Source organism: Pseudoalteromonas luteoviolacea DSM 6061, assembly GCF_001625655.1.
Lineage (GTDB): Bacteria > Pseudomonadota > Gammaproteobacteria > Enterobacterales > Alteromonadaceae > Pseudoalteromonas > Pseudoalteromonas luteoviolacea.
On the sequence record NZ_AUYB01000109.1, the window covers coordinates 15,401 to 29,222 of the forward strand.

The window sequence follows — 13,822 nt, forward strand, 5'->3', positions numbered from 1 at the left end:
TAAAAATGAGCACTCCATTTAACACCATCGGCCTTATTGGAAAACCAAACCATGACGGCGCCGCTCAGACCTTACATCGCCTTTATACATTTTTGCAAGCACTCGGGTATGAAGTTTTTGTCGAACGTCGCGCGGGCAAACAACTTACAGGAATGGCTGAAGGCCAACTTTTAGACTTAGTTGAACTGGGAGAGAAGTGTGATTTAGCGGTTGTTGTTGGCGGCGATGGCAATATGCTTGGAGCGGCCCGAGTCTTAGCACGCTTTGATGTCGCAGTTATTGGTGTAAATCGAGGGAACCTTGGGTTTTTAACCGACCTTAACCCCCACGATTTTGAACCTGAATTGGAGCAAGTTTTAAGTGGTAAGTTTGTTGAAGAACACCGTTTCTTATTGGAAGTTGAAGTCTACCGCCATGCACAATTAAAAAGTGCCAATTTGGCAGTGAATGAAGCTGTCTTGCACGCAGATAAAGTCGCACACATGATCGAATTTGAAGCATTCATTGATGATCAATTCGTTTTTTCGCAGCGCTCTGATGGTTTAATTGTAACGACACCAACCGGCTCAACGGCCTACTCTCTTTCTGGCGGCGGACCTATTCTTACTCCTGAGTTAAACGCCGTTGCTCTAGTACCAATGTTCCCTCATACTCTGTCCAGCCGTCCGTTGGTTGTAGATGCCAACAAGCAAGTCAAACTAAAATTAAGCCCAGAAAATACAGCGAGCTTACAAGTGAGTTGTGACAGCCATGTCGTCTTAGCACTCCTCCCGGGTGATGAAGTGGTGATTAAAAAAGCATCACAAAAGCTCCGACTTATTCATCCGACGAGTTATTCCTACTACCATGTTCTTAGAGAAAAACTAAATTGGGGCAGTAGGCTTTACTAAAGCGAATTTGTTAAGCAGAATAGGGCTGATTTATTTTCTATATTAGGGAAAAGTAATACAACATGACTTACATAGTGATTGTGTCGATAGTGTTGCTCATCACTATCCTTGGCGTCTACATGGTTATCGAAAACAATCGACAAAAAGCTCGAGATGCCGAGAAACGCATTTTTAATGAGCGCGTTAAGGATATTACCAGTCTTTATAAGAGAAAAATCTCTGAATACGTCGACTGTAAGCTAATTAGACCAAAACATGCACCTAAATTTAATGCAATCGTAGGCAACTTTTTTGTTGTTCAACCACATAATGACGAAAACTTAGACAGATTAGAGAAAGTCAGTGAACTATTGCTGATGCAAATCGGGTCGGAGTTAAACAAATGTAGAAACAATGACAGCCTCGATCTTCTATCTGAACAGTTATTCCTATTTGCAGCCGAGCTACCTTCAGCAGGTATTGCATACAACAAAACATTTTATACAGAGGTTTTACCCGCTCTGATCTCGCGTATTCAAACACCTGACTCTTTTGAATCTAATGATTCTAGTCAGAACCCTGATACACAAGAAGGTGATGAGATAGAAAAAGAAGAGCAACAGTTAACACAGAATGATCCGCCTTTACAGCGTCATACTGCAGACGTCGCCAATTAAAAGTTGCTTTTTGAAAGAATGCTGTATAAATTAACAGTAAATTACTGTTTGGATATACAGCATGCTTACGAGTCTGCAAATTAAGAATTTTGCGATTGTCAGTGAACTGAACATTGATTGGCGATCGGGAATGACAGCAATAACGGGTGAAACTGGCGCTGGTAAATCCATTGCCATCGATGCCTTATCTTTGTGTCTTGGTGAACGAGCAGATGCTAACGCAATTCGGCCACAGAGCAATAAAGCAGAAATCTCTGCACAGTTTGATATCCGTAACCTACCACAAGCACAGAAGTTTCTCTCAGAATTACTACTCGATGACGAGGAACAAAACTGCATACTGCGACGTGTCATTACCCGCAATGGACGTAGCAAGAGCTTTATCAATGGCTCATCTGTTACAGCTGCACAGCTTAAAGAGCTGGGTCAGATGTTGATTGCAATTCACGGCCAGCATGCTCATCAACTCCTTTTAAAACCAGAACATCAATTGGGATTACTTGATGCTTATGCCGGTCACAACAACCTGCTAAACGCAGTAAAAGCACAGTACACTCATTATCAAAAGCTGCAAAAAGAACACTCGCATCTACTAAAGCAGCAACAGGCACAAGCAGCCAAGAAACAATTACTTGAATATCAAGTCGAAGAACTTGATGAGTTTGCGCTTCAAGAAGGTGAGTACGAGCAAATAGAAGCCGAACATAATCGTTTAAGTCATTCACAGACTTTGGTCGAAAATTGTCAAAGAGAATTGATGTGCCTTTATGAGCAAGATGACCAAACAGTACTCGGACAATTGCAACATAGCGTACAAACCTTTACTGAATTGAGTAGTCTAGATAAGTCGCTTGAGAGTATCAGCTCAATGCTTAGTGAGGCTGCTGTGCAACTCGAAGAAGCCTGCCGAGAGATACGTAGTTATGGTGAGAGTGTAGAGCAAGACCCAATAAGACTTCAAGAAATTGAGGAGCGTATCACACAAGCTATGGCGCTATCTAGAAAGCATCAGATTCCGCCAGACCAATTAGCAGCCCATCACCAATCCCTGAAACAAGAACTAGAAAATATTTGTTCCGATAATGCCCGCATTGATGATTTAGAGCATGAAATTGCTGAGGCACTACATGCGTACCATATTTCAGCGAATCAGCTCAGCGAAAGCAGAGCAATTTATGCAGAAAAATTGAATGAACTTATTACCCAGAGTATGCATGAACTCTCTATGGAAAATGGCCGCTTCGCAATTGAGTTGGTCAAAGAGAGTGACAGACGCCCGAATGAGTGCGGCATGGACAGCATTGATTTTCTAGTCTCTACAAACCCAGGGCAACCAATGCAAGCGCTGGCCAAGGTTGCATCTGGGGGGGAGCTTTCACGGATCAGCTTGGCGATTCAAGTGATCATTGCAAATAAAGTCACAACACCAACATTAATATTCGATGAAGTGGATGTAGGTATCTCTGGACCAACTGCGTCACAAGTCGGCAAACAACTCAGATTACTGGGTAAGTCCACACAGGTTATATGTGTAACTCACCTGCCGCAAGTTGCTTGTAGTGGCCACCAGCAGTTTTTCGTCAAAAAGGAAGTCGATAATGAACAAACATATACTTCGATGCAACCTTTAAGCGAACACCTCCGCATTGACGAGATAGCCAGATTATTAGGTGGAGATAGTGTCAGTGAAACCACACGCGCTAGTGCAAAAGAGTTGCTTGCAGTCCAAGGCTGCGCCTAGATAACCAAAGCCTTGTTACTATGAGGGTAACAAGGCTTTGTGTTGATTTTAGTCTATGTCATTTTTAACAGTGTTCTGTCTTTTTTCACATAATGATGAAACAGTGCGGCTCCAGCATGCCCTGCAATTAAGATCCATATCAACCAAGCGCCTAAAATGTCTTTGTGTATAAAATCTATTGGCCTTTCAAACTCGCTAAACGTCAACCCAAGACCATCAACAACTAAATATTGATACATGGCAGTACTTTCGAACTTTGGTATGTCAAACATAAAGAAAAACTCAGTGCTTACGCCGGTACCAATGTAGCCAGTAATTGGCGCAATAATCATTATCGCATACAACAAAAAGTGACCGCAGTGGGCGGCAAGGTGTTCAAGTTTAGTGCCCGGCTCAGGCTGTGGTTGATTGTTCAAAGCTCTCCAAATGATACGTAAAGCTACAATCACCATAATCGAGATTCCAAATGATAGATGAAGTTGTAACGCAGTCCAGTTTTCTGGTGTTTTTGCTTCGGTAAACCATTGGCGATAATACACAACAATGTAAGCTGCCAAAAACAAGAAGGCCGTTGTCCAATGTAGCCATTTTGCGATACAACCATAATCCAACTTTGTATTTTTAATCGTCATACTCACCTCGCTTTCACTGCTTTAGGGTGTTTGTTGCATGCCATTCTATAACCCAGCACCTACTAAGTATTTCGCTATTTACTGGATAATTCATTCTAATAAATAGAATATACTGACAGGTTTGCAATATCGCGCTCAATTGCTCGGTCAAGTCACAACGAAAAAACCCCAATACATTAAATGTACCGGGGTTTGCAACGTAATATAGATTCTCACATCATGTGATGATTTACTCTAAACACCTAAACATCTATATAATCTAGGATCCCTTCTGCGGCATTTCTGCCTTCAAATATTGCTGTAACAACTAAGTCTGAGCCCCTAACAGCATCACCGCCTGCAAATATCTTAGGGTTACTTGTTTGGTGCGTGAATGAGCCTTGCTCAGGTGCTACAATGCCACCCCAATGATTTATTTCGACATCATAATTTGCAAGCCATTCTAAGTTATGTGGTTTAAAGCCAAAAGCTAAGACGACAGCATCAGCATCAATAACATGCTCTGAACCCTCAACTTCCTGTGCTCTGCGGCGACCATTAGTATCTGGCTCCCCGAGTTCGGTTTCAACCATCTTGACACCACATACATTACCCTGCTCATTCAACACAATCCCTTTTGGCTGTACATTGAATTTGAAGATAACTCCCTCTTCCTTTGCGTTCTTAACTTCTCGTTTGGAACCGGGCATGTTCTCTTCATCTCGGCGATAAGCGCAAATAACAGAGCTGGCACTTTGTCGTACTGAAGTTCTGACACAGTCCATAGCCGTATCTCCACCACCTAACACTACAACACGTTTATCTGTCATGCTGATGTAGGGCTGCTGGGATTCATCATACCCCATGACACGGTTAGTATTACCAATCAAGAATGGCAATGCATCATAGACTTGCTTTGCGTCTTCGTTCTCCAACCCACCACGCATATATTGGTACGTACCTACACCAACAAACACGGCATCGTATTGTGCTAGTAGTTCGTCCATACTGATATCTTTACCGACTTCTGTATTCAGCTTGAACTCTACGCCCATCTCGCTAAACACTTCTCTGCGCTTTTCCATTACAGACTTTTCGAGTTTAAATGATGGAATACCGAATGTTAAAAGGCCGCCAATTTCTGGATTACGGTCATATACTACAGCTTTGACACCATTTCTTACTAGAATATCAGCACAGCCAAGTCCAGCCGGCCCTGCACCAATGATGGCTACCTTTTTGTCTGTCCAAGTAACATAGGACATATCTGGCTTCCAGCCCTGTGCAAATGCTGTATCGGTAATGTACTTTTCTATATTGCCAATTGTGACAGCACCAAATTCATCATTTAGTGTACACGCCCCCTCACACAATCTATCTTGCGGGCAAACTCTACCGCACACCTCTGGCAAGCTGTTGGTCCTGTGTGACAGCTCCGCAGCTTCTATTATTCGCCCAGTGCGGATCAATTTGAGCCACTGAGGAATATAATTGTGGACTGGACATTTCCATTCGCAGTAAGGGTTTCCGCAGTCTAGGCAACGGTCTGATTGAGAGCCTACCTGTTGCCCGGAAAAAGGCTCGTAAATTTCTACAAACGAGTTCTTACGGGTTGAAATTGGCTTTTTCCGCGGGTCTACACGCTGAACATCGATAAATTGATAAACATTTTCGCTCATGATTCCTCCTCTACTGCGCCTGCACTCTAAGTTCAGCGCTACTTCTAGCTCGATGTCCAAGTAAGCTCTTTACATCACTAGACTTCGGTTTGACCAATCTAAACATCGGAATGTATAAGTCAAAATTAGCTAAAATTTGCTCAGCACGATCAGAACCTGTCAATTCTAGATGTTCTGCAATCAGCCCTCTTAAATGCTCTTGGTGAGAAGGTAGCTGCTCCAATGTCATAACTTCTACGAGCTCTGGGTTGTAACGTTTATCGATATCATTATCTTCGTCTAACAAGTACGCAAATCCACCTGTCATACCTGCGCCAAAGTTAACACCAATATGCCCTAGTACACATACAACTCCCCCAGTCATATACTCACAACCATTGTCTCCGAGACCTTCAACAACCGCTTGAACACCAGAGTTACGCACTCCAAAACGTTCTCCCACTCTACCTGCAGCGAATAACTTCCCGCCTGTGGCACCGTATAAACACGTATTACCAGCGATAGCCCCTTGGTGCGACTTAAAGCTTGACCCTAAAGGAGGCCTTATCACTAGCTTTCCTCCAGCCATCCCTTTTCCGACATAGTCGTTAGCATCACCAACGAGGGTAAGTTCTAATCCACCAGCATTCCATACACCAAATGATTGTCCCGCGGTACCGTGTAGCTCGATTGATACAGGATCAGCAGCCATGCCTTGATTCCCATATTTTCCAGCAATGTAACCCGATAGCATTGCCCCTACCGAGCGATCCGTATTTTTAATCCTGCTAACGAGTGAAGTCCCTGATTTTTCATCAATGGCTTGCTTCGCTTTAGCAAGTAAAGATTCATTTAGCTCACCTTTGTAATGAGAGGTATTTTCGGCGCTACAGTACAACGTTTCATTATTTGCATTGTTGGGTTTTGCCAAAATAGGCCTCAAGTCCAGTTTGCGTTGCTTATCACTATTACCTTCAAGGGCTTCAAGTAGTTCTGTGCGGCCAATTAAATCCGTCAGCTTAGTAACACCCAATGAAGCCATAATTTCTCGAGCTTCTTGAGCAATAAACTTAAAGTAATTCATCGCCATTTCAGGCAAGCCGTGAAAGTGCCTTTGTCTCAATGTATCGTCTTGTGTAGCAACACCTGTCGCACAGTTATTCAAATGGCAAATTCTGAGGTATTTACAGCCTAATGCGACCATGGGGCCAGTGCCAAAACCAAAACTTTCAGCTCCTAAAATCGCAGCTTTAATAATATCCAAACCGGTTTTTAAACCACCATCGGTTTGTAATCGAATTCTATGCCTTAGACCATTTTCAACTAATGCCTGTTGAGTTTCAGCTAAACCAAGCTCCCAAGGACAACCGGCATATTTAACAGAGGTCAAAGGACTCGCACCAGTACCACCGTCATAGCCTGCAATCGTAATGAGATCTGCGTAGGCTTTCGCAACACCAGTGGCAATCGTGCCAACACCCGGCTCCGACACCAACTTTACCGAGATCATTGCAGAAGGGTTCACTTGCTTGAGGTCAAATATCAATTGAGCAAGGTCTTCTATCGAATAAATATCATGATGTGGAGGCGGGGAAATTAAAGTTACACCAGGCACTGAATACCTTAGCTTAGCAATATAAGGGGTTACCTTTTCCCCTGGTAATTGACCGCCCTCGCCAGGTTTTGCACCTTGTGCTACTTTGATTTGAATGACATCTGCACTTTGTAAATAATGGGGTGTTACACCAAATCGACCTGAAGCAACCTGTTTAATTCGTGAGTTGCGTTCATTACCAAATCGAGCTTTGTCTTCTCCACCTTCGCCAGAGTTTGAAAAACCGCCTAGCCTATTCATTGCGATTGCTAGAGCTTCATGCGCTTCTGGCGACAATGCGCCAATACTCATTGCTGCAGAATCAAAACGTTTATACAGCTCTGTTGCAGGTTCGACGTCGTCTATTGAAATTCCAGACTCGGGCAGCTTCAACTGCATTAAATCTCTTAAGTTGGTTACAGGGCGATTATTCACAATCTCAGCATATTTGAGGTAATCATCATATTTACCTGATTTCACAGCAACCTGCAGTGATTGCACAACATCGGGGTTATACGCGTGATATTCTCCACCGTGGACATACTTAAGTAAACCACCATGGCTTAACAACTTGCGCTTACTGTAAGCTAGTTTGTTCAAAAGCTTAGATTCCGCTTCAAAGTTATCAAAGTCTGCGCCTTTAATTCGGCTCACAACCCCTTTGAAACAGAGCTCAACCACCTCATCAGCTAGGCCTACTGCTTCGAAAAGCATAGAACAGCGGTACGATGCTATCGTACTGATGCCCATTTTCGACATAATTTTGTATAGACCTTTGTTGATAGCATTACGATAGGCCAGAGTAACATCACGATATGATTTCTTTATCACCCCCTTGTCGACCAACGAAACTAAGGTCTCGTAGGCTAAATAAGGGTATACCGCTGTGGCGCCAAAACCTAATAATACGGCAAACTGGTGAGGATCACGTGCGCTACCCGTTTCTACAATAATATTTGAGTCACAACGTAAGTTATTGTTTACCAACCTTTGCTGTACTGCGCCAACGGCCATTGCAGCTGGAACAGGAACTGAACCTTTGATGATGTTTCTGTCACTCAAAAGCACCATGACACAACCTAGGGCTGCTTTTTCTTGTGCTTCATCACAAACGCGTTTAATCGCCTGCTCTAATCCCTCTTTTGCTGGATCATAGTTTAAGTTCACCGTGCCCACTTTGTAATGCGCATCGTCTGCTGACTTTAACTGCTGAACATCCGAGTATGTTAAAATTGGAGAATTAAACTGCAGCCGTTTAGCATGACCTGTTGTTTCATTGAATACATTTTGCTCTCTACCAATACACGTGGCGAGTGACATTACGTGATTTTCTCTCAACGGATCTATAGGTGGGTTGGTTACCTGAGCAAACTTTTGTCTGAAGTAGTCATAAAGCGAACGAGCTCCATGAGAAAGCACAGCAAACGGCGTATCATCGCCCATCGATCCGGTTGCCTCTTGACCGTTGGCACCCATCACACTGATCACTTGTTCCACTTCTTCGTTACTGTAACCAAATTGTTTTTGATAAGTTAGTAGTACTTCATCATTAAAGTCACGCTGACCGGCATCTTTTTCATCAAGCTTTTCGAAGGGCGTCAACTGTTGAACATTTTGCTCAAGCCATGCGCGATAAGGATGTCTAGCTTTAAGATCTTGGTCAATTTCAGATGATTGCCAAATTTTACCGTGTAACGTATCAACAACTAACAATTCGCCAGGGCCAACTCTGCCTTTTTCGATAACCTCATCAGCCTCATAGTCCCAAATTCCCACTTCAGATGCTATCGTAATAAATCCATCTTGCGTGACAACATATCGAGCAGGCCTCAATCCATTTCTGTCTAAGTTGCACGCGGCAAAACGACCGTCCGACATTACAATTCCAGCTGGACCATCCCATGGCTCCATATGCATTGAGTTAAAGTCATAAAATGCGCGAAGATCATCATCCATTGCGCGATTTTTTTGCCAAGCGGGTGGCACTAGCATTCGCATCGCTCTAAAAATATCCATCCCACCAGCCAAAAATAGCTCTAGAATGTTATCAAGGCTTGATGAATCTGAACCAGATTCGTTTACAAATGGTGCAGCTACTTGTAGGTCGGGTAGCAACGGCGATGAAAACTTATAAGCTCTCGCACGTGCCCACTGCCTGTTACCCATAATAGTGTTTATTTCACCATTGTGTGCTAAGTACCTAAATGGTTGTGCAAGTGGCCATTTGGGCTGAGTATTTGTAGAAAAGCGTTGGTGAAACACACATATCGCGCTAGTCATTCTTAAATCAGCCAAATCTTCATAGAAATTAGGCAGATCAGCAGGCATCATTAGGCCTTTATATACAGTAACCAGACCTGATAAGCTCGATATATAAAACTGCTCATCATTTATAATACGCTTTTCGATTCTGCGCCGAGCGATATATAAACGACGCTCAAGATCTTTAGGTCGCCACCCTTCTGGTGCACTCACAAAAATCTGTTCAAATTGCGGGAGCTGAGCTATCGCAATAGGGCCCAGCATCGACGGCTGAGTAGGCACTACTCGCCATCCTACAATTGACAGTGTTTCTTTTTCTAGTTCTTCATTGATAATTGTCTTTGCAATATTTGCGAGCGTTGGATCTGAGTTCAAAAAAACCATACCAACCGCATAGTTTTTACCTAAGTGCCAACCATTCTCTGCGGCAATTGCACGAAAAAAGCTATCTGGCTTTTGCAACAATAGACCGCAACCATCACCTGTTTTTCCATCAGCGGCAATTCCGCCTCTGTGTTGCATACGATCAAGACCGGTGATCGCTGTACGAATTAGTTTGTGACTTGCCTGGCCTTGCGCATGTGCAATTAAGCCAAACCCACAGTTATCTTTTTCTAATGCCGAGTCGTATAACATAGACTCCTCCCCTTGCTACTACTGCCAGCTAGAATGACTTCGACGATTTACTGGCAGATATTCAAAATTAGCGCTGAATTAAAACTGAGTCAACATAAATAAGAATAAATATTCACACTCATGAATATTTTTCAACGACCCTTTTTTGTAACCAAAATTTAATAAGTTGCAATATTTCACCATAATTTGACATTTAAAATAAAATGACACCGGTATCAAATGTTAAATAACTCATAACAAAAACAAATTGAGATACAGTTTACGTAAACGTAAACATGCAAACAAATGAATAACTATTCACAAAGATGATGTTTGATATTTTTTCTAATCATGTTCAGAAATGCCGCAGCCTTTAGATTTGGTGTCAGCCTCATGACGTTAGGGTACAAACTAAAGAAGAAAGGGAAAAAGACGAGTACGAGTGCAGTAATAGATGGAAAAGAAAAACCCGGGCAATTGCCCGGGTCAATGCAAAGTAAAGAAGACCTTTGTTATTCTGCTGCTTCTTTATATTTAGCAGCTGTCTCTGTGATTAAAGGTTGTAGTTCGCCTTTTTGAAACATTTCGATAATGATATCACAACCACCGATCAGCTCACCTTCAACCCAAAGTTGTGGAAATGTTGGCCAGTTAGCGTAATGAGGTAGCTCAGCTCGGATATCAGGGTTAAGTAAAATATCAACATAAGCAAACTGCTCACCGCACGCCATTAGGGCTTGTGAAGCTTGAGAAGAAAAACCACAGTTTGGTAACTTTGGAGAGCCCTTCATATATAGAAGAATCGGGTTTTCTGCAATTTGCTGTTTAATCTTTTCAATGGTTTCCATATATACCTCAAATGACGATATTATCAGTTCATAAGCACTTTAGACTGGTTAAAAATAGTGCATATGAATCATTCACACTACAAGTCTTAGCTACGCCCATTGCTGTTTGCTAAAACTTGAGTAAAATACTCAGGAATTATAGTATCACTATACAGAACCAAAACGTACTGAAATGTGCCCGTAGCAAGGCAACTTTTTAACAGTTTTGGGAATTCAACAAAAAAATGGAGATTAAAATGGCTTTCGAACTACCGTCACTTCCTTATGCTATTGATGCACTAGAGCCGCATATTTCTAAAGAAACTTTAGAATTCCACCATGGTAAACACCACAACACTTATGTGGTTAAGCTTAATGGCCTAGTGGAAGGTACTGACTTTGCAAACAAAACGCTAGATGAAGTTGTTCTTAGCTCTGAAGGCGGCATTTTTAATAATGCTGCGCAAATTTGGAACCACACTTTCTACTGGCACAGCCTTTCACCAAACGGTGGTGGCGAAGCACAAGGCAAAGTTGCTGAGCTAATCAATGCAAAATGGGGTTCATTTGCAGCGTTCCAAGAAGCGTTCAACGACAAAGCTGTAAATAACTTCGGTTCTAGCTGGACTTGGTTAGTACAGCTTGCTGATGGTTCTTTAGATATCGTGAATACATCAAATGCAGCGACACCATTGACTGAAGAAGGTGTAACACCAATTTTAACAGTTGACCTTTGGGAACATGCGTACTATATCGATTACCGCAATGTTCGTCCAGAGTACCTAAAAGGCTTCTGGTCTTTAGTTAACTGGGATTTCGCAAACGGAAATCTAGCTTAAATACAAAGGTATAACTGTACCAATTTAAGCAATAAAAAAGGCGCAAAAGCGCCTTTTTTTACGCCTAGAAAAATTCGCTATCACATTAAATTCTCATATTTTTTAAGCAAATATCCAATAACACGACTAAGCTTTAATTAAGCCTTGCATTTTAACCCCAGCTTTTTTTAAAACAGGTTATTGGAGTTTGATATGACTATATTTGAGCATTACCAATCCCGATACGAAGCAGCTAAAGAAGAAGAATTCACAATCGCTGAGTTTCTCGAAATTTGTAAAGAGGATAAGGCAGCTTATGCCAGTGCGCCTGAAAGATTGCTCATGGCCATCGGCGAGCCAGAGATGATTGACACTTCTACCGATGCTAGATTAAGCCGGCTCTTTTCGAATCGGGTCATCGCACGCTACCCTGCCTTTCAAGAGTTTTATGGTATGGAAGATGCCATTGAGCAAATTGTATCGTACCTAAAACATGCCGCTCAAGGCTTAGAAGAATGTAAACAAGTACTTTACTTACTAGGGCCTGTAGGTGGTGGTAAATCTTCTATCGCGGAAAAACTTAAGTATTTGATGCAACAGGTCCCAATCTATGCAATCAAAGATTCTCCAGTGAATGATCACCCATTGAGTTTATTTAATGCACAAGAAGATGGCGAACTGCTTGAAAAAGAGTATGGAATTTCAAAGCGCTACCTTAAAACTGTGATGTCTCCATGGGCGACTAAACGCTTACATGAATACAATGGCGACATTAGCAAATTTAAAGTTGTTAAGCGTTATCCGTCGATTCTCGATCAGGTGGCTATAGCGAAAACAGAGCCAGGTGATGAGAACAACCAAGACATTTCCGCTCTTGTGGGTAAAGTAGATATCAGAAAGCTAGAGCATTTCGCACAAAATGATCCAGATGCCTATGCCTATTCAGGTGCATTGTGTTTAGCAAACCAAGGTCTGATGGAATTTGTTGAAATGTTTAAAGCACCCATAAAGGTGCTACACCCATTACTTACGGCGACACAAGAAGGAAACTATAATGGTACCGAAGGCATTTCTGCACTGCCTTTCAGTGGTATCATACTTGCTCACTCCAATGAGTCTGAATGGCAAACATTCAAGAATAACAAAAACAATGAAGCATTCTTGGACCGTGTCTTTATTGTAAAAGTGCCTTATTGTCTGCGCGTTTCTGAAGAAGTGAAGATTTATAAGAAACTGCTCGAAAATAGCGAACTTAAAAATGCACAGTGTGCTCCGGGTACACTAGAAACACTAGCTAAGTTCTCATCGCTATCGAGAATCAAAGAACCAGAAAATTCTAGCATCTACTCAAAAATGCGCGTCTATGATGGCGAGAGCCTGAAAGATACAGACCCCAAAGCTAAGTCCTATCAAGAATATAGAGATTATGCTGGTGTAGATGAAGGCATGAACGGTTTGTCTACACGTTTTGCTTTCAAAATTCTGTCGCGTGTCTTCAACTTTGATCATACTGAAGTCGCAGCAAACCCCGTACATTTATTCTATGTACTGGAGCAACAAATTGAACGTGAACAATTTAGCGCTGAAATACAAGAGCGTTATTTGAGTCACTTGAAAGGATATTTGATCCCGCAATATGTTGAGTTTATCGGTAAAGAACTGCAAACGGCGTACTTAGAGTCTTACTCGGAATATGGCCAGAATATTTTTGACCGCTATGTAACCTATGCTGATTTTTGGATTCAAGATCAAGAATATAGAGACCCTGACACAGGCCAGCTATTTGATAGATCGGCACTGAATGCGGAGCTTGAAAAAATAGAGAAGCCTGCTGGAATCTCGAACCCTAAAGACTTCAGAAATGAGATCGTTAACTTCGTATTACGTGCGCGCGCACACCATAACGGTGAAAATCCGGTTTGGACAAGCTACGAAAAGTTAAGAACGGTTATCGAGAAAAAAATGTTCTCAAACACTGAAGATTTACTACCAGTCATCTCATTTAATGCCAAAACTTCAGCCGAAGATCAGAAAAAGCATGAGGACTTTGTCAATCGAATGATGGAAAAAGGATATACCCAGAAGCAGGTTCGGTTACTTTCTGAATGGTATTTGAGAGTTAGAAAGTCACAGTAATCTTAGCGATTGGA

At 42.1% G+C, this 13,822-nt stretch carries 9 protein-coding genes; 5 read left to right on the plus strand and 4 right to left on the minus strand.

The features are described from left to right. Positions 1-5: 5 nt before the first annotated feature. From nadK to recN, 3 genes are all read left to right on the plus strand, one after another. Complete coding sequence (gene nadK / locus N475_RS14780; protein ID WP_063359255.1) at positions 6-890, plus strand: NAD(+) kinase; 885 nt, start codon at positions 6-8, stop codon at positions 888-890. A 62-nt stretch (positions 891-952) separates the two neighbouring features. Next, positions 953-1,546, plus strand: coding sequence for a hypothetical protein (locus N475_RS14785; protein WP_063359254.1), 594 nt, complete (start codon positions 953-955; stop codon positions 1,544-1,546). A 61-nt stretch (positions 1,547-1,607) separates the two neighbouring features. After that, the gene (gene recN, locus N475_RS14790; RefSeq protein WP_063359253.1) at positions 1,608-3,287 is read left to right on the plus strand and encodes a DNA repair protein RecN; all 1,680 of its coding nucleotides are present in this window, start codon (positions 1,608-1,610) and stop codon (positions 3,285-3,287) included. Between the two features lie 53 nt (positions 3,288-3,340). Here recN and N475_RS14795 read toward each other — a convergent pair whose 3' ends face one another. The 4 genes from N475_RS14795 to N475_RS14810 form a co-directional block, all read right to left on the minus strand. After that, on the minus strand, positions 3,341-3,919 hold the full coding sequence (locus N475_RS14795) for a cytochrome b (RefSeq protein ID WP_063359252.1): 579 nt from the start codon (positions 3,917-3,919) through the stop codon (positions 3,341-3,343). A gap of 242 nt (positions 3,920-4,161) precedes the next feature. After that, on the minus strand, positions 4,162-5,577 hold the full coding sequence (locus tag N475_RS14800) for an FAD-dependent oxidoreductase (RefSeq protein WP_063365505.1): 1,416 nt from the start codon (positions 5,575-5,577) through the stop codon (positions 4,162-4,164). Positions 5,578-5,587: 10 nt separating this feature from the next. After that, positions 5,588-10,048, minus strand: a complete 4,461-nt coding sequence (gltB, locus tag N475_RS14805) for a glutamate synthase large subunit (protein ID WP_063359250.1) — start codon at positions 10,046-10,048, stop codon at positions 5,588-5,590. Between the two features lie 491 nt (positions 10,049-10,539). Then, on the minus strand, positions 10,540-10,875 hold the full coding sequence (locus tag N475_RS14810) for a Grx4 family monothiol glutaredoxin (RefSeq protein ID WP_063359249.1): 336 nt from the start codon (positions 10,873-10,875) through the stop codon (positions 10,540-10,542). Between the two features lie 236 nt (positions 10,876-11,111). On the opposite strand from N475_RS14810, the gene N475_RS14815 reads away from it, so the two are divergent. Next, positions 11,112-11,693: a Fe-Mn family superoxide dismutase gene (locus N475_RS14815; protein WP_063359248.1), complete on the plus strand. Its 582-nt coding sequence runs from the start codon at positions 11,112-11,114 to the stop codon at positions 11,691-11,693. A gap of 192 nt (positions 11,694-11,885) precedes the next feature. Continuing rightward, positions 11,886-13,808 carry a PrkA family serine protein kinase gene (locus N475_RS14820; RefSeq protein WP_063359247.1) on the plus strand — a complete coding sequence of 641 codons (1,923 nt, stop codon included), beginning with the start codon at positions 11,886-11,888 and terminating at the stop codon, positions 13,806-13,808. Positions 13,809-13,822: the final 14 nt, after the last annotated feature.

Coding starts and splice junctions, on each gene's coding strand:
- nadK (WP_063359255.1), top strand. CDS start 6: ATGAGCACTCCATTTAACACCATCGGCCTTATTGGAAAACCAAACCAT.
- N475_RS14785 (WP_063359254.1), top strand. CDS start 953: ATGACTTACATAGTGATTGTGTCGATAGTGTTGCTCATCACTATCCTT.
- recN (WP_063359253.1), top strand. CDS start 1,608: ATGCTTACGAGTCTGCAAATTAAGAATTTTGCGATTGTCAGTGAACTG.
- N475_RS14795 (WP_063359252.1), bottom strand. CDS start 3,919: ATGACGATTAAAAATACAAAGTTGGATTATGGTTGTATCGCAAAATGG.
- N475_RS14800 (WP_063365505.1), bottom strand. CDS start 5,577: ATGAGCGAAAATGTTTATCAATTTATCGATGTTCAGCGTGTAGACCCG.
- gltB (WP_063359250.1), bottom strand. CDS start 10,048: ATGTTATACGACTCGGCATTAGAAAAAGATAACTGTGGGTTTGGCTTA.
- N475_RS14810 (WP_063359249.1), bottom strand. CDS start 10,875: ATGGAAACCATTGAAAAGATTAAACAGCAAATTGCAGAAAACCCGATT.
- N475_RS14815 (WP_063359248.1), top strand. CDS start 11,112: ATGGCTTTCGAACTACCGTCACTTCCTTATGCTATTGATGCACTAGAG.
- N475_RS14820 (WP_063359247.1), top strand. CDS start 11,886: ATGACTATATTTGAGCATTACCAATCCCGATACGAAGCAGCTAAAGAA.